Source organism: Anoxybacillus sp. LAT27 (assembly GCF_022030075.1).
Classification (GTDB): Bacteria; Bacillota; Bacilli; order Bacillales; family Anoxybacillaceae; genus Anoxybacillus; species Anoxybacillus kestanbolensis.
This window is the reverse complement of record NZ_JAIWYK010000445.1, coordinates 335802-351438: the sequence shown is the minus strand read 5'-3', so window position 1 is coordinate 351438 and position 15637 is coordinate 335802. Positions and strand designations below refer to the sequence as shown.

The 15637-nt window shown below is 40.7% G+C and carries 13 protein-coding genes; 9 read left to right on the top strand and 4 right to left on the bottom strand.

What is annotated here, in order from left to right:
• Positions 1-5: 5 nt before the first annotated feature.
• The gene (rpsD, locus tag LD028_RS17265; RefSeq protein ID WP_237812508.1) at positions 6-608 is read right to left on the bottom strand and encodes a 30S ribosomal protein S4; all 603 of its coding nucleotides are present in this window, start codon (positions 606-608) and stop codon (positions 6-8) included.
• A 371-nt stretch (positions 609-979) separates the two neighbouring features.
• On the opposite strand from rpsD, the gene LD028_RS17260 reads away from it, so the two are divergent.
• Entirely contained in the window at positions 980-2836 is a 1857-nt protein-coding gene (locus LD028_RS17260) for a sensor domain-containing diguanylate cyclase (RefSeq protein WP_237812507.1), read from the top strand.
• A gap of 26 nt (positions 2837-2862) precedes the next feature.
• Here LD028_RS17260 and LD028_RS17255 read toward each other — a convergent pair whose 3' ends face one another.
• Together LD028_RS17255 and hisJ are read right to left on the bottom strand one after the other, a co-directional pair.
• Positions 2863-3348: a GAF domain-containing protein gene (locus tag LD028_RS17255; RefSeq protein WP_237812506.1), complete on the bottom strand. Its 486-nt coding sequence runs from the start codon at positions 3346-3348 to the stop codon at positions 2863-2865.
• A gap of 13 nt (positions 3349-3361) precedes the next feature.
• On the bottom strand, positions 3362-4150 hold the full coding sequence (gene hisJ / locus LD028_RS17250; protein WP_237812505.1) for a histidinol-phosphatase HisJ: 789 nt from the start codon (positions 4148-4150) through the stop codon (positions 3362-3364).
• A gap of 163 nt (positions 4151-4313) precedes the next feature.
• Here hisJ and ezrA point away from each other — a divergent pair, with 163 nt between their 5' ends.
• On the top strand, positions 4314-6005 hold the full coding sequence (gene ezrA, locus LD028_RS17245) for a septation ring formation regulator EzrA (RefSeq protein WP_237812504.1): 1692 nt from the start codon (positions 4314-4316) through the stop codon (positions 6003-6005).
• A 23-nt stretch (positions 6006-6028) separates the two neighbouring features.
• Here ezrA and brnQ read toward each other — a convergent pair whose 3' ends face one another.
• Positions 6029-7357: a branched-chain amino acid transport system II carrier protein gene (gene brnQ, locus LD028_RS17240; RefSeq protein ID WP_237812503.1), complete on the bottom strand. Its 1329-nt coding sequence runs from the start codon at positions 7355-7357 to the stop codon at positions 6029-6031.
• A gap of 177 nt (positions 7358-7534) precedes the next feature.
• Here brnQ and LD028_RS17235 point away from each other — a divergent pair, with 177 nt between their 5' ends.
• The 7 genes from LD028_RS17235 (at position 7535) to LD028_RS17205 (ending at position 15634) form a co-directional block, all read left to right on the top strand.
• Entirely contained in the window at positions 7535-8686 is a 1152-nt protein-coding gene (locus tag LD028_RS17235; RefSeq protein WP_237812502.1) for a cysteine desulfurase family protein, read from the top strand.
• Positions 8683-9876 (top strand): tRNA uracil 4-sulfurtransferase ThiI, encoded by a 1194-nt coding sequence (thiI, locus tag LD028_RS17230; protein WP_006320793.1) that lies wholly within the window; start codon positions 8683-8685, stop codon positions 9874-9876. The genes LD028_RS17235 and thiI overlap by 4 nt, the downstream gene beginning before the upstream one ends.
• 55 nt (positions 9877-9931) lie before the next feature.
• Positions 9932-10123: an alpha/beta-type small acid-soluble spore protein gene (locus LD028_RS17225; protein ID WP_012574180.1), complete on the top strand. Its 192-nt coding sequence runs from the start codon at positions 9932-9934 to the stop codon at positions 10121-10123.
• A 133-nt stretch (positions 10124-10256) separates the two neighbouring features.
• On the top strand, positions 10257-11831 hold the full coding sequence (mbcS, locus tag LD028_RS17220) for an acyl-CoA synthetase MbcS (RefSeq protein WP_237812501.1): 1575 nt from the start codon (positions 10257-10259) through the stop codon (positions 11829-11831).
• Positions 11832-12055: 224 nt separating this feature from the next.
• On the top strand, positions 12056-12826 hold the full coding sequence (locus tag LD028_RS17215; RefSeq protein ID WP_006320796.1) for an ABC transporter ATP-binding protein: 771 nt from the start codon (positions 12056-12058) through the stop codon (positions 12824-12826).
• 12 nt (positions 12827-12838) lie between these two features.
• Complete coding sequence (locus LD028_RS17210) at positions 12839-14749, top strand: AMP-binding protein (RefSeq protein ID WP_237812500.1); 1911 nt, start codon at positions 12839-12841, stop codon at positions 14747-14749.
• A complete protein-coding gene (locus tag LD028_RS17205; protein WP_006320798.1) occupies positions 14750-15634 on the top strand; it encodes a branched-chain amino acid ABC transporter permease in 885 nt (294 codons plus the stop codon). It begins immediately after the preceding gene.
• Positions 15635-15637 lie beyond the last annotated feature (3 nt).

Genomic DNA, 15637 nt, shown 5'->3' with positions numbered 1-15637 from the left:
TTTCATTAACGAGAGTAGAACTCAACGATTAATGCTTCGTTAATTTCCGCAGGCAACTCAGAGCGTTCAGGAAAACGAGTGTAAGTACCTTCTAATTTGTCTGCGTCAAGTGTTAAATAGTCAGGTACGAAGTTGTTCACTTCAAGCGCTTCTTTAATGATTTGAAGGTTGCGAGACTTTTCGCGAACAGAAATCGTTTGGCCTGGCTTTACACGGTAAGAAGGAATGTCAACGCGGCTGCCATCAACTAAAATGTGACCGTGGTTAACTAACTGACGAGCTTGACGGCGAGTGCGTGCGAAACCTAAACGGTAAACAAGGTTGTCTAAGCGAGACTCAAGTAAGATCATAAAGTTTTCACCGTGTTTACCAGCCATTTTACCTGCTTCTTCGAACGTTTTACGGAATTGACGTTCGTTTACACCGTACATATGGCGAAGTTTTTGCTTCTCTTGAAGCTGAATGCCATATTCAGATAGTTTTTTGCGTTGTCCTGGACCATGTTGACCTGGTGGGTAAGGACGTTTTTGTAACTCTTTACCTGTGCCGCTTAATGAAATGCCAAGGCGGCGAGAAATTTTCCATGTTGGACCTGTATAACGAGCCATAAATGCTCCTCCTTTGTTTTTATTTTTGGTAAAATAAAAACAGTCGTGCCTCACCATTTATCGCCATTTTGTTTTCATGTATCCTCGCCCTAGCAGCTGAGAGTTACACGATACAACCTCCAATTAGAGACGCACGTCTCTAAGGGGAACAAAATGGACATACAAATGTGAGCACAAAGGCTGCAATATTTTACACAAAGGCTATTATAGTTTTTTTTTGCGTCTGAGTCAATCATTTTTGTATGGTCTTTGTAATAAGGATTATGGTATGATATAATTAATAGGTCTTAAGCTTTAGGGATATTACAGAAACTCTCATTTTTTTATTTATATGGTTTGTACATATAAAGAGAGGAAGTATGTGCGGGTGAGTGAAAAAAATGAACGTTCAAGAGCGCGATCAATACGCAATATTTAAACAAAAGTTTTTTGATTGGTTTTTAAGTGAAGAAGATTTTACCGATTTACCTCGCATGATTCAAGCACTTATCACCCTATTACAAAACGAGTTTCACCTGTCAAATGTTACGTTTTACACGCTTAACCCGTTTAAGCATGTCTTTGAGCCTGAAATGACGACAGACCGAACGATTGAGCGACATCGAGAAAGACATACGATTCCGTTTGATGAACAGTTAAAAAAACAATTTGATGACGTTGTGATTTTGGATGAAAGAAGCGAAATCAAAACGGTTCAATTTGGTATACATTTTTCAGAAGATTCATTCGGACTTATTCGCTTTCAACTACATGAACGAAATATGTTGCCGAAAGCGTTTATAAACAAACTAAAGCAAGATTTTTTAAAAGTGTTTGCTCGCATTCGTAAAGTGTCCGAGGTGTTAAGCGAGGAAAAAAGATATGAACAGTTGCATCGAGCAGCAACAAAAATTCATGCGTCAATGAATATCGGAGATGTGCTTGAAGAAATTGTGAAAACGTTAAAGGAAGTGTATCCGGCGTTTACTTGCCACTTGTTTTTGTCGTATGACAGCACGACAGATCGTGATTTGCCGATTAAATTGCTCACATTTGAAAATGAAGATGAGCATATGGGAGCAATGCAGGCGTACGTGACGGGGCAAATTCAGCTCCACGATTCGCTTGTCCATAAAAAGTCTGTCATTTATGCTCCGATTAAAGGGGCGCAAGGGATTTATGGCGTCATCGAAATGATTGCTCCGACAGTTATGGAACTTCCAGAGCGAGAGATGCGTTTTATTTCCTTGCTGGCAAATACAGCTGGTAGCGCCTTAGAAAATGCAAAATTGTACGAACAGTCGAAACGATTAATTGCTGACTTACAACTCATTAATGAAACGATTCACCACTTGAACACAAATTTACGTTTCCAAGACGCCTTGCAGTTTATGATCGAAAAAATCAAAACATCGTTTGATGCGGAAGAAGTCGGTTTTATTATTTTACAAGAAAAAGAGCGAAAAGTGCTTCCGGGTAGTACATCTTTTTTTCAATCGCGTGAAGCAAAAGCATATGTAGATTTCGTTTTTCATCGTATTCAACATCCACGTGATACGTTATTTTTAGGTGATGTGAAAATCCATAGCAATGATACGAAACGTTTTCGCTCGCTTATGGCTGTGCCGATGATGCGTGGTATGATGAAAGGTGTAGCAATTGTATTGCATCAAGAGGCGTATCATTTTTCGTTTGATATGTTTAAATTGTTGCAGTCGCTTATTCATCACTCGACGTTGGCGTTTACAAACGCGGCGTTGCGTGAAGAACTCGAACGGATGGTCATTACCGATCGGTTAACGAATTTATACGCACGTCATTACTTAGACGAACGCATCCAACGTTCGATGGAAGAGGACGGATTAGGTACGTTTATTTTAATAGACATTGATAATTTCAAAAAAGTAAACGACACGTACGGACATCAAGTAGGTGATGAAATCATTATTCAAGTGGCAAACATTATTAAAGCAAACATTCGCCAAAACGATATTGGAGCTCGATGGGGTGGAGAGGAACTTGCTATTTATTTACCGAAAGTGTCCATTCATGCGGGTGTATCGATCGCCAATCGTTTAGTACAAAAAGTTCGTGAACTAACGAATCCACCTGTGACCATTTCTTGTGGCGTGTCGTATTGGAAGAAAAATCGTGTTGACTCTGTGAAAGAGCTATTTAATCGTGCGGATGAAGCGCTGTATACAGCGAAACGGACGGGAAAGAACCGAGTTGTTGTGCAAGAATATTAAAAGAGGCCAATTCATCGGCCTCTTTCTTATATGTTGAGATGCTGAACAAGCGTTTCAACAAAACGTTGTAAATATTGTTCATCTATTTCATCAAAGCGATTTTTGATCGGGCTGTCAATATCGAGCACACCGATGAAAACACCGTTTTTCATCATTGGGACGACAATCTCAGATTGAGATGCCGCATCGCATGCGATGTGACCCGGGAAGGTGTGAACATCGGCAACACGTACTGTTCGTTTCTCAATAGCAGCCGTTCCACATACCCCTTTGCCGAACGGAATGCGCACGCAAGCCGGTAACCCTTGAAACGGCCCGAGAACGAGTTCGTTTCCTTCGGCTATATAAAAACCGACCCAATTAATATCGTGCAAAAAATAATTCAATAAAGCGGAAGCGTTCGCTAAGTTCGCTACAACATTTTTTTCATCTGAAATTAACGCTTTCAGTTGTTCGATGACAAGTGTATAATTTTCCTCTCTTGTCCCTGTATATGTTTGTGCATGAAACATGTTCTTCACTCCTTTATATCAACATATGTTCGACTCCTTGGTGAAGGCCAGCGACCGAGTGGGCATCTGAACCATACACAAGAGGGATGCCGCGTTTGACGGCTTCCTTGACTACCCAATGAGGTGGGTATGGCTCTAAACAAAGCGGTTTTACTGCGCCAGCGCCGTTATAATCAAGCTCCAGTTGACGATTTTTCATTTCATCGAGAATGTGTGCGATGATGTTTGTTGCATCGTATTCACACGGATATGCGCGATGAAACTTGCGGATGAGTGTTATATGTCCGATCCGTTTTGGTTTGTGCACCCCTAAATCGGCTACAACAGAAGCTAAAACAGTACGATAATATGCATCGTACACTCGTTCAATGCAACCAAATGATGTAACGATGTCGCCAAACATGTCTTCGCTATAATCGATACACATGTATCGATCGTCAACGTGTAAAAAATGAACAGATAAAATGCTGTCATCTAATTGTGGACCAATTTCATTTAAAAACTCCTTCGTTTTTTGTTCATATCCGAGAATGAAATCAACTTCTAATCCGATGCGAATACGAATATTTCTTTCGTACTGTTTTTTTAATGATTGTAAAATGGATACGTACGACGCTAGTTGCTCTTCTTTCATTGCACTATCTTGGTAAGGGGTTGGGTCTATAAATCCTTTCGGAAGCGGTGCGTGTTCAGTAAATGAAATATCTGTATAACCGAGCGAAATGGCTCTTTCAATATATTCATGGAGCGCATCGTCGCTTCCGTGAGGGCAAAATGGTGTATGAATATGCCCATCGCGCACATTAGTCACTCCTTTAGGCGCAAACTTCGACAAAAATCACGTTTTTTAGGAAAAAAATTAAAATTTTTGCTCAAAAAATGTTGCTAACATGGTATCATAAAATCATTGAAAAGAAAATGCCTTCTCCATAAAAAAAGAAAGTTTGACAACAAGGAGGCCCATTATGGAATTTGTAGCGATTAGTGCGCTCCTCGTCATCGGAGGACTTACATATACATATGTGCATCGAAAACGTTTATATAAACAAATTGATCAATTGGAGCAGTGGAAGATTTCTTTAATGAATCGTCCTGTTCCAGAAGAGCTGTCAAAAATTAAATCATTAAATATGATGGGAGAAACGGAGCAGCTGTTTGAAAAGTGGCGAAATGAATGGGATGATATTGTTACTGTTCAATTGCCGAATATTGAAGAAAAGCTATTTGATATTGAAGAAGCGGTTGTCAAATATCGATTTATGAAAGCAAAAGAGGCGTTACGTCAAACGGAGCAACAACTACGAGAAATTGAAGGGAACATTCAGCGTATTTTATTAGAGCTGCAAGAATTAGTCGGAAGTGAAGAGAAAAATCGTGAAGAAATTGAACAGCTAAAAGAAAAGTATCGTCACGTGAAAAAAGCGATGCTTACCCAACGCCATACGTTTGGGTGTACGGAAGCTGCGCTTGAAGCAAGATTAAACGAGCTTCAACAACAGTTTCAATCATTTGAGCAGCTAACGACGGAAGGAAATTATTTGGCTGCTCGTGAAGTTGTGCTGCTTATTCAAAACGAACTAAATGAATTAAATCGTTTTATTGAACATATTCCGCTTTTGTTAAGCGATGTGCAAGTTGAAATTCCGGCACAACTGGACAACATTATTGAAGGATATCGTGAATTGTTAGAAAAAGAATATGTACTTGATCATCTTCCGGTGGAAAAAGAAGTGGAAGCGATCCGTGGAAAAGTATCGGAAGTGCTTGCGTTGTTAGAAACGCTTGCTGTAGATGAAGCAGAAAAACTGCTTCGTGAGGTGCAAGAAGATGTGGATACGCTGTACGATTTGTTAGAGAAAGAAGTGTATGCAGAACGTTTTGTCCATGAAGAAACAGAAAAAATTGAACAAACGCTTTACGAATTAGAAGAAGAGACGAAAGAAACACGCGATGAAACGTTGTTTGTACAACAAAGCTACCATTTATCGCAAAGCGATCTTGACAAATATCGACAAATCGAAAAGCAAGTACAACAGTTAATGAAACGATTCATGTTAATTCAAAAGAAAATGATTGAAGAACGTTTAGCTTACTCGCTGATTCGTGAAGAACTAGAAGAAATTTTGGCCCAAATTGCTACGGTGAAAGAAAAACATGTTCAATTCCGCGAACATTTATATGCGTTGCGCAAAGACGAGCTAGCGGCGCGCGAAAAGTTAGCAGAAATGAAAAAACAATTGTCTGAAGCGATTCGACTCGTGAAAAAAAGCAAACTTCCTGGGTTGCCAGAATCTTATATGTTGCAAGTAAGCGAGGCGCGTGAAAGTTTAACGCGCGTATCGCTTACGCTAGATGGGAAACCGTTAAATATGGAAGCTGTTCATCAAGCGTTGGATGAGGCAACTGTTTTCGTGCAAAACGTATATGATCAAACGAAAGAAATGATTGAGCAAGCTCAATTAGCGGAGAGCGTGATTCAATACGGCAACCGCTATCGTCGCCGTTTTCATGCGGTAAATGCGGGATTAGAGGAAGCGGAACAACTATTCCGACGATACGAATACGAACTGGCGTTACAAAAAGCCATCGCTGCGGTAGAACAAGTGGAGGAAGGGGCATTCGAACGCATCCGCCAGTGGTTAAAAGAAAACGAGTGAAAGGGGTGACCCTTTCACTCGTTTTAGCTTGCTTTTCTTTCGGTACGTGCGACATGATTTGTTTTGTTTAGTAATAGCCCGATCAGTCCACCAATAAGTGCTGGTGTGAGCCAGCCAATTCCTTGTTCAAAAAGCGGCAATGTTTTTTCATATACATATAAAATCGCTGATACGTCAAATCCTGCTGTTTTCAGGCCATCGACGATGCTAACGAGAGACGTACCAACTAGCGCTCCGATGTAAACCGCTTGTTTTCCGTTGAAATAGTCATGTAAAAATGATAAAACGACAAGAGTGATGGCTAACGGATAAATGATAATAAGCACAGGAATCGATAACGAAATAAGCTTTGTTAAACCGACATTTGCGATGACAGCACTAAAGCCGCTCATCACGATGACAAGAGTTCGATAAGAAAACTTTGGCGAAATTTTCGAAAAATAACTTGCGCATGATGACAATAAACCGACAGATGTTGTTAAGCATGCTAGCATAATAATGATCGATAAAATGATTGTACCAGCTTGACCAAATAAGTAAGTGGCTGCTTGACTAATAATTTCTCCGCCGTTATCGCGATAGCCGATCGCTTGTACGCTTGAGGCACCGATGAAAGCGAGTGATAAATAAACGAGCGTCAATCCAGAAGCAGCAATAAAGCCAGCCTGAATACAAAGTTTAGTGATTTGTTTTGTATTTGTAATTCCTTTTTGTTGAATCGCTTGAATGACGATAATGCCAAAAACGAGTGCTGCAATGGCGTCCATCGTTAAATATCCATCAATAAACCCTTTAAATAGCGGAGCGTCTGCATACGTATCCGTCGGTTTTTGGATTGTGCCCATAGGCGTCCATATGCTTTTTATAAAAAATAATGTAAGACCAACGAGCAAAAGCGGTGTTAACAACTTCCCAATTCGGTCAACTAATTTCGAAGGGTTTAACGCTAACCAAAGGGATATGCTAAAATAAACAACAGTATACACCGCTAACATGACGGATCGATCGACCGTTTCAGGTAAAAATGGTGTCACGCCAATTTCAAATGATACCGTACCTGTCCGCGGAATACCAAAAAACGGACCAATTGCTAAATACATAACAGTTGTGAAGATAACACCAAATATAGGATGTACTCGGCTAGCTAATTGTTGTAAATCACTTCCTGTTCTTGCAATGGCGCTGACTGCTAACACAGGCAACCCGACGCCGGTTATTAAAAAGCCTGCAATCGCAATCCATACGTTTTCTCCTGCTGCTTGTCCAAGGGCAGGAGGAAAAATCATATTGCCAGCGCCGAAAAATAAAGCAAATAACATAAAACCGATAGCCATTAAATCTTTTTTCGACATACTGCTCCTCCTTTGTTGTCTCCGTACCAGCCTATATACTACCATACAAAATAAAAATTTTGTCGTTTTTATCAAAAGTTTCAATCTTTAAAATATTCTTTGATCATTTCTTTTTTGAATAAAGATGTGATAATATAAGAAGGCTGTTTGTATACGAACGTAATGGAGGTTTGGGCGATGATATATTTAGATAATAGCGCCACAACAAAACCGTTTCCAGAAGTGCTACAATCTTTTTTAAAAGTCGCGAGCGATTATTTTGGCAATCCGTCTTCGCTACACGGACTAGGTATGCAAGCCGAGCGACTGCTCACGCAAGCGAGAGAACAAATCGCACGTTTGCTCGAGGTGAAGCCGACCGAAGTGATTTTTACATCAGGTGGGACGGAAGGAAACAATTTAGCCATTAAAGGTGCGGCTTGGCAACATCAGCAGCGCGGCCGCCACATCATTACAACAGCGATTGAACACCCATCTGTCACCGAGGCGTGCAGACAGCTAGAACAACTCGGTTTTCAAGTTACATATGTACCTGTTGATGAACGTGGTATCGTTTCTCCAACACATATTGAACAAGCGTTGCGCGATGATACAATTCTCGTTTCTGTCATGCATGTAAATAACGAAGTAGGCTCTATTCAACCGATTGAACAAATTGGTGCGATGTTGAAAAAATATCCGAAAGTGTTGTTTCACGTTGATGGAGTGCAAGGTGCGGCGAAGTTGCCGCTTCATTTAAAACGTGCGAATGTGGATTTATATACGATATCTGCTCATAAATTTCATGGATTAAAAGGAGCAGGAGTTTTGTACGTTCGCGAAGGTGTGCGCCTTTCTCCGCTTTTATCGGGAGGGGCACAAGAAATGCAATTGCGCTCAGGAACAGAAAATGTCGCTGCTATTGTTGCGATGGCGAAAGCGTTACGATTATCGGTGGAAAAGTATCATGAGGCATATGATCGACTTGAGAAAATGAAACGAGCGCTCATCGAACGCTTACAAACGATTGAAGGTATTCGTGTTCACACGCCATTTGAACAATCAGCTCCACATATTATTCATTTTTCACTAAAAGGAATAAAATCAGAAACGTTTGTTCACGAATTAGAAAAGCAACATATATACGTATCGACAACATCAGCTTGTTCATCTCGTAAAAAAGCGCCAAGTAAAACATTGTTAGCGATGGGAATCGAAAAAACGCGGGCGGAGCGTTCGATTCGCATAAGTTTATCATACGAACAACAAATGGAGCATGTCCCAATCATTATTGAAGCCATTGAGCAAGCATATGAACGATTAAAAATAGTAGTGAGGGGAACGAAATGACGTATGATCATATTGTAATTCGTTACGGTGAAATGTCGACAAAAGGAAAAAATCGTTTACAATTTGTACGATGTTTAAAACGAAATATAGCAAAAAAATTGAAACATTTTCCGAACCTTCAAATTGAAGCGTTGCGCGATCGGATGTACATTCGACTACATCATACACCACCGCAACCTGTCATTGAAAAATTGCAAGAAGTGTTCGGTATTCAATCGTTAAGTTTGGCATTAAAGACAGAGAGCGACTTGCAAAAAATAAAAGAAGCAACATTATTTTTCGTGAAACAATTTCCATACGAAGGGAAAACATTCAAAATATCCGCAAGAAGAGCGGATAAACAATTTCCGATCACAACAAATGAATTAAACTATGAGCTCGGTAGTTATGTGCTGAAAAACACAACGGGCTTAACGGTCGACGTCCATCATCCAGACATTGACGTTCGTGTTGAAGTACGAAAGGAAGGAACGTACATTACTGCATATGACGTACCAGGAGCGGGTGGTTTACCTGTTGGAACGAGTGGGAAAGCGATGCTTATGCTTTCTGGTGGAATTGATAGTCCAGTAGCTGGATATTTGGCAATGAAGCGAGGCTTGCAAATTGAGGCTGTTCACTTTTTTAGCCCCCCATTCACAAGTGAGCGAGCGAAGCAAAAAGTGATCGACTTAGCGCAGCGTTTAACGGAATTTGGTGGTACGATTCGTCTTCATATTGTACCGTTTACCGAGTTGCAACAAGCGATTTATAAACAAGTGCCGGAAAATTATTCGTTGATCGCTACGCGGCGTGCGATGTTGCGCATTACAGATGAAATTCGCAAAAAAGAAAATGGATTGGCGATTGTAACTGGGGAAAGTTTAGGGCAAGTTGCTAGTCAAACACTTGAAAGTATGGTCGTTGTCAACGATGTTACAACGACGCCAATTCTTCGTCCGCTCGTCTCAATGGACAAAACGGAAATTATTGCGATTGCTGAACGAATTGGTACACATCACATTTCTATTCGTCCATATGAAGATTGTTGTACGATTTTTACGCCAAAAGCACCGAAGACGAAGCCAAAAAAAGAAAAAATTATCCAATACGAAAAGTTTTTGCCTTTAGATGAAATGATTACAGAAACGGTTGCGCGTGTTGAAACGATCACGTTAAAACCGAATGAGCCATTGGACGAGCTCTTTTAGACGTATGAAGTTCATTTGTTTTGCACAACCTATAGTTGCGAGGGGGTGAAAACAAATGGCAAATCGAAATCGATTGCTCGTCCCTGGTGTGCAACAAGCGATTGATCAAATGAAATATGAGATTGCTCAAGAGTTTGGCGTGCAGTTAGGCCCAGATACAACTGCGCGAGCAAACGGTTCTGTCGGTGGCGAGATTACGAAACGTCTTGTGAAAATGGCAGAACAACAATTGAGTAGCCAAAAATAAATGTTAGGTGACAAAACTCGGTAGTTCATCCTACCGAGTTTTTTATTTTTTAAAAATTTTTAGAAAAGTTATACAAAATTATTCGATTTTTTTGTATAATTTTTTTGTATCATACGGTAAGGGGGAGAGGAAAATGAATTTAATTGCACCAGAAAAGTACAATTTAACAAGCGAGTTTGAAAAGTATGCGGACGATCCAAACCGAATGGCGTTGAAATGGGAGAGTGAATCGGGAGAAACAAAAGAGCTTACATATGTTGAGCTAATGAAACAGGCGAATAAAATTGCAAACGCTTTCGTTAATCATGGATTGCAAAAAGGAGATAAAGTGCTTGTGATGCTCCCGCGTTTGTTAGAAGCGTATGCGGTATATATAGGTGCGTTGAAAGCCGGGCTTGTCGTTATTCCGAGTTCCGAGATGTTGCGTACAAAAGATTTGCAATATCGGATTTCGCATGGGGAAGTGAAAGGGGTTATTGCTTATTTTCCATATGTTGAGCAATTCATTCCTATTGAGGGTATGGAAAATATGGTCGCATTTTCGGTCGGCGGTTCGACTGAGCGATGGCTCGATTTACATGAAGAAATGGCAAAACAAAGTGATGCATTTGTTGCTGTAGAGACGTCTTGTGAAGATATGGCGTTTTTATCTTATACATCGGGGACGACAGGCAATCCGAAAGGTGTAGTGCATACGCACGCTTGGGCATATGCGCATTTGCGAACAGCAGCAAAAAATTGGCTTTGTATTGAAGAAGGAGACCTTGTGTGGGCAACAGCAAGTCCAGGGTGGCAAAAATGGGTATGGAGCCCGTTTTTATCGACGCTTGGCTCTGGAGCGACAGGATTTGTGTACTACGGTCGGTTTGAGCCAGAAAAATATTTGCAGCTTTTAGAAAAATATAATATTAACGTACTTTGTTGTACACCGACAGAATATCGTTTGATGGCTAAAGTCCCGGCGATTTCCCAATATAAATTGCCGCACTTGCATAGCGCTGTATCTGCAGGTGAACCGTTAAACCGAGAAGTCATTGATACGTTTGAGCGATATTTTGGTGTTCAAGTCCGCGATGGATATGGACAAACAGAAAATACGTTGCTTGTCGGCGTGATGAAAGGAATGAAAATAAAGCCAGGTTCGATGGGGAAACCGACACCAGGGAATCGTGTTGAAATTATTAATGAGTTCGGTGAGCCTTGTGCGGTTGGAGAAGTCGGAGATATTGCGGTTCACGTCGAAACGCCAGCTTTATTTAAGTGTTATTATAAAGACCCAGAACGAACAGCGATGCAGTTTCGTGGAGAATATTATATTACTGGCGATAAAGCGAAAAAAGACGAAGAAGGTTATTTTTGGTTTGAAGGTCGTGGCGACGATATTATTATTAGCTCAGGTTACACGATTGGTCCGTTTGAAGTGGAAGATGCGTTAGTGAAACATCCATTTGTGAAAGAATGTGCGGTTGTCGCTAGCCCAGATGAAATTCGGGGACACGTTGTTAAAGCGTTTATTGTGCTACGAGAAGGGGTAGATAAAAACGACCCGAATTTAATTCCGCAGCTTCAAGAGCACGTGAAACAACTAACAGCGCCGTATAAATATCCGCGCAAAATCGAGTTTGTTGATGATCTACCAAAAACAACTTCTGGGAAAATACGTCGTGTTGAATTGCGTGAGCGTGAAATGAAAGCTATGCAAAAGTAATATATTCCGCTCCGATTTATTCGGAGCGGAAAAAGCTTGACGAACAAAAAAATTTTTTGTATTATTCTTTTTAGAATTTTCTTAAAATTAAGAAAATGTTTTTATCTCTCTTTTTGGTAACGCTTACATTTTGGTTTTTCGATGTGTAAGGTCATAAACATATGAAAACGCCCATAAAGTGTTATCGAAAGAGAGAGAAATAAAGAAAAAAAGGGGGGGATGAAATGGGCATATTAAACGTGCAAAACGTATCTATTCGTTTTGGTGGTGTTTTAGCGCTTGATGCTGTTTCTTTCGAAGTAAAAGAAGGGGAGATTTTTTCCCTTATTGGACCAAATGGAGCCGGGAAAACGAGCATGTTGAACTGTATTAGCGGCTTGTACAAACCGACAGAGGGGGACATTTTTTTCAAAGGTGAACGAATCACGCATGTCAAACCACATAAACGTGCAGCTTTAGGGATTGCACGGGCGTTTCAAAACATCGAATTGTTTCCTCATTTATCTGTTTTGGACAATCTTATGCTTGGCAGACATGTGCGCATGAAAACAGGCGTGCTTGCGGGGGGATTGTACTGGGGAAAAGCGCAAAAAGAAGAAGTAGAGCACCGTTATAAAGTCGAAGAAGTGATCGATTTTTTAGAGCTTGAACATGTACGCAATGTGCCTGTTGGTACGCTATCTTACGGTTTACAAAAGCGGGTAGAAGTCGGTCGGGCATTAGCGATGGAACCAGATTTACTGTTGCTCGATGAACCAATGGCCGGCATGAACAACGAAGAAAAAGAAGATATGGCGCGCTATATCATCGATATTCACGAAGAAAAAAAGACGACAATTATTTTAATTGAGCACGACATGGGTGTTGTCATGGATTTATCCAATCATATTGCTGTGTTGGATTTTGGAAAATTGATTGCGTACGGAACGCCAAAAGAAGTACAAACAAATCCGCGCGTCATTGAAGCGTATTTAGGAGAAGAACATGCGGTGTAAAGGGGGAGTTTTATGGAACAAATGACGTTTCCGCAGCTATTAACCGTTCGTGCGCGGCAAAAAACAAATCAAGTCGCATTGCGTGAAAAAGATTACGGCATTTGGAACGAATATACGTATGGCGACTATTACGAACAAGTGAAAGCGTTCGCATTAGGGCTTGCTTCGCTCGGGTTTCGCCGCGGCGATAAACTTGCGATCATCGGGGATAACCGACCTGAATGGGTGTTTAGCCAACTCGCAACGCAAAGTTTAGGAGGGGTGTCTGTCGGCATTTATCAAGAGTCGTTACCGAATGAGCTTGCTTACATTATTGACAATTGTGACGCAACGTTTGTCGTCGTTGAAGATCAAGAACAAGTGGATAAGGTGCTTGAAGTAGAAAAAAATCTTCCAAAAGTGAAACATATTATTTACTATGATCCACGTGGTATGCGAAACTACAAACACGATAAACTATTATACTTTCAAGATGTGCAAGCGCTCGGTCGTCAATTTGAACAAACGCATCCAACATATTTTGATGATGAAGTGCAGAAAGGATGCTATGATGATATTGCCATTTTATCGTATACATCTGGAACGACAGGCAATCCAAAAGGAACGGAGCTTTCTTATCGCAACTTATTTGAAATGGCAAAGAACCTCGCAAAAATCGACCCACTTGACGAACAAGACGAATACCTTTCATTTTTACCGCTCGCTTGGATAGGCGAACAAATGATGACCATTTCTATGGCATTCCACTGCAACATAGTTGTGAACTTCCCAGAAGAGCCTTCAACAGTATTTGAAAATTTACGAGAAATTGGACCACACGTCATGTTTTCACCACCGCGCATTTATGAAGATATTGTTTCAAAATTTCAAGTGCGCATTCAAGATGCGAGTTGGTTCAAACGAAAAATGTATGAATGGTGCAGACCAATCGGAGAAAAAGTAGCAGAAGCTCATTTTACGAAAAGCGATGTTTCATTTTGGACGAAATGTTTGTATAAATTGGCTGATTATTTCGTGTTTAGTGCCATTCGAGATCATTTTGGGTTGTTGCGTTTAAAGCGGGCATATACAGGTGGCGCCCCGTTAGGTCCAGATGTATTTCGCTTTTTCCATAGCATCGGTGTGAATGTGAAAAGCATTTATGGTCAAACCGAAGTATCAGGCATTGCGATTGTTCATCGCGATGGGGACATTAAAGTGGATAGCGTTGGCTTGCCAATCCCAGAAACGGAAGTGAAAATTTCTGAGCAAGGTGAAATTTTATTAAAAAGCCCGAGTGTATGTTGTGGCTATTATAAAAACGAAAAAGCAACGAAAGAAACGATTGAGGACGGCTGGTTGCATACAGGCGATGCAGGGTATATAGATGAAACCGGTCATTTGTATGTTATTGATCGTTTGAAAGATGTCATTCGTTTACAAACGGGTGAGATGTTTTCGCCACAATTTATTGAAAACAAATTGAAATTTAGCCCGTACATTCAAGAAGCTGTGGCTATTGGTCGCGATCGTCCATACGTTGTGGCAATCATTAACATCGATATGGCGAACGTCGGGCGTTGGGCAGAAAAAAATCAACTCGTTTATACGACATATTCTGATTTGTCTGCGAAACAAGAAGTGATTCAACTTATTCAAGAACAAGTAAACGAAATTAATCAATCGCTTCCAGAGAAAGCGCGTGTGAAAAAATTTGTGTTGCTTTATAAAGAACTCGATGCAGATGATGAAGAGTTAACAAGAACGAAAAAAGTGCGTCGTCAATTTATCGCCAAAAAATATGCTTCACTTATTGAAGGGATGTATTCAGAGACAGATCATATCGCTGTAGAAGGAACAATCAAATATCGCGATGGCAAAGAACAAGTCATTAAAACGACGTTAAAAGTCGTCTCGATTGATGAAGGGGAGGGAGCAGCGTAAATGGCTTTTTTCTTACAAATGCTTGTAACCGGCATCGTTGTCGGGAGTGTATATGCACTTGTTGCGCTAGGGTTTGTACTCATTTACAAATCGAGTGATGCCATTAATTTTGCGCAAGGCGAGTTTTTACTCATTGGAACATACGTTTGTTTAACGCTTGTTGCTAGCTATAACGTTCCATTTATTGCGGCGCTATTGCTTGCTCTAGCGTTTAGTGCATTGCTCGGTTGGAGTGTAGAGAAAGTAGTGTTGCGTCCTTTCATTGGAAAACCGGTCATTTCTATGATTATGGCAACGATCGGGCTATCGAGTGTACTTGCAGGAATCGTCCATATCATTTGGGGACATGAAACGCGTGTATATCCACCTGTTTTTTCTGAAAAGCCATTGCAGTTTGGTGAAGTCATTATTGCTCCTGTATATGCATGGTCATTTGTCATCGTAATGATTTGGCTCATCATTTTTACGTTATTTTTCAAATATTCACGGTTTGGGATCGCGATGCGGGCGACGGCAGACGATCAACAAGCAGCTTTGTCTATGGGAATTAGCGTAAAAACGATTTTCGCAATTGCATGGGCGATTGCAGCAATTGTATCAGCAGTTGGCGGAGTGCTATTAGGAAATATTAATGGAGTTAACTCTTCGCTTTCGCTGATCGGATTGAAAGTGTTACCGGTTGCTATTTTAGGTGGGCTTGACAGCATTCCTGGGGCAATTATCGGTGGGATTTTCATCGGGATCATTGAAAGCATGACAGGAGGATATTTAGATCCGCTTGTCGGCGGCGGTTTGAAAGAAGTCATTCCGTTTGTCATTCTCGTCATCATTCTTATGGTCAAACCGTACGGATTATTTGGTAAAAAAGAAATTGAAAGGGTGTGAGAA

Bases quoted from the DNA above. Each gene is read 5' to 3' on its own strand.
- rpsD (WP_237812508.1), bottom strand. From the start codon at position 608: ATGGCTCGTTATACAGGTCCAACATGGAAAATTTCTCGCCGCCTTGGC.
- LD028_RS17255 (WP_237812506.1), bottom strand. From the start codon at position 3,348: ATGTTTCATGCACAAACATATACAGGGACAAGAGAGGAAAATTATACA.
- ezrA (WP_237812504.1), top strand. From the start codon at position 4,314: ATGGAATTTGTAGCGATTAGTGCGCTCCTCGTCATCGGAGGACTTACA.
- brnQ (WP_237812503.1), bottom strand. From the start codon at position 7,357: ATGTCGAAAAAAGATTTAATGGCTATCGGTTTTATGTTATTTGCTTTA.
- LD028_RS17235 (WP_237812502.1), top strand. From the start codon at position 7,535: ATGATATATTTAGATAATAGCGCCACAACAAAACCGTTTCCAGAAGTG.
- thiI (WP_006320793.1), top strand. From the start codon at position 8,683: ATGACGTATGATCATATTGTAATTCGTTACGGTGAAATGTCGACAAAA.
- LD028_RS17225 (WP_012574180.1), top strand. From the start codon at position 9,932: ATGGCAAATCGAAATCGATTGCTCGTCCCTGGTGTGCAACAAGCGATT.
- mbcS (WP_237812501.1), top strand. From the start codon at position 10,257: ATGAATTTAATTGCACCAGAAAAGTACAATTTAACAAGCGAGTTTGAA.
- LD028_RS17215 (WP_006320796.1), top strand. From the start codon at position 12,056: ATGGGCATATTAAACGTGCAAAACGTATCTATTCGTTTTGGTGGTGTT.
- LD028_RS17210 (WP_237812500.1), top strand. From the start codon at position 12,839: ATGGAACAAATGACGTTTCCGCAGCTATTAACCGTTCGTGCGCGGCAA.
- LD028_RS17205 (WP_006320798.1), top strand. From the start codon at position 14,750: ATGGCTTTTTTCTTACAAATGCTTGTAACCGGCATCGTTGTCGGGAGT.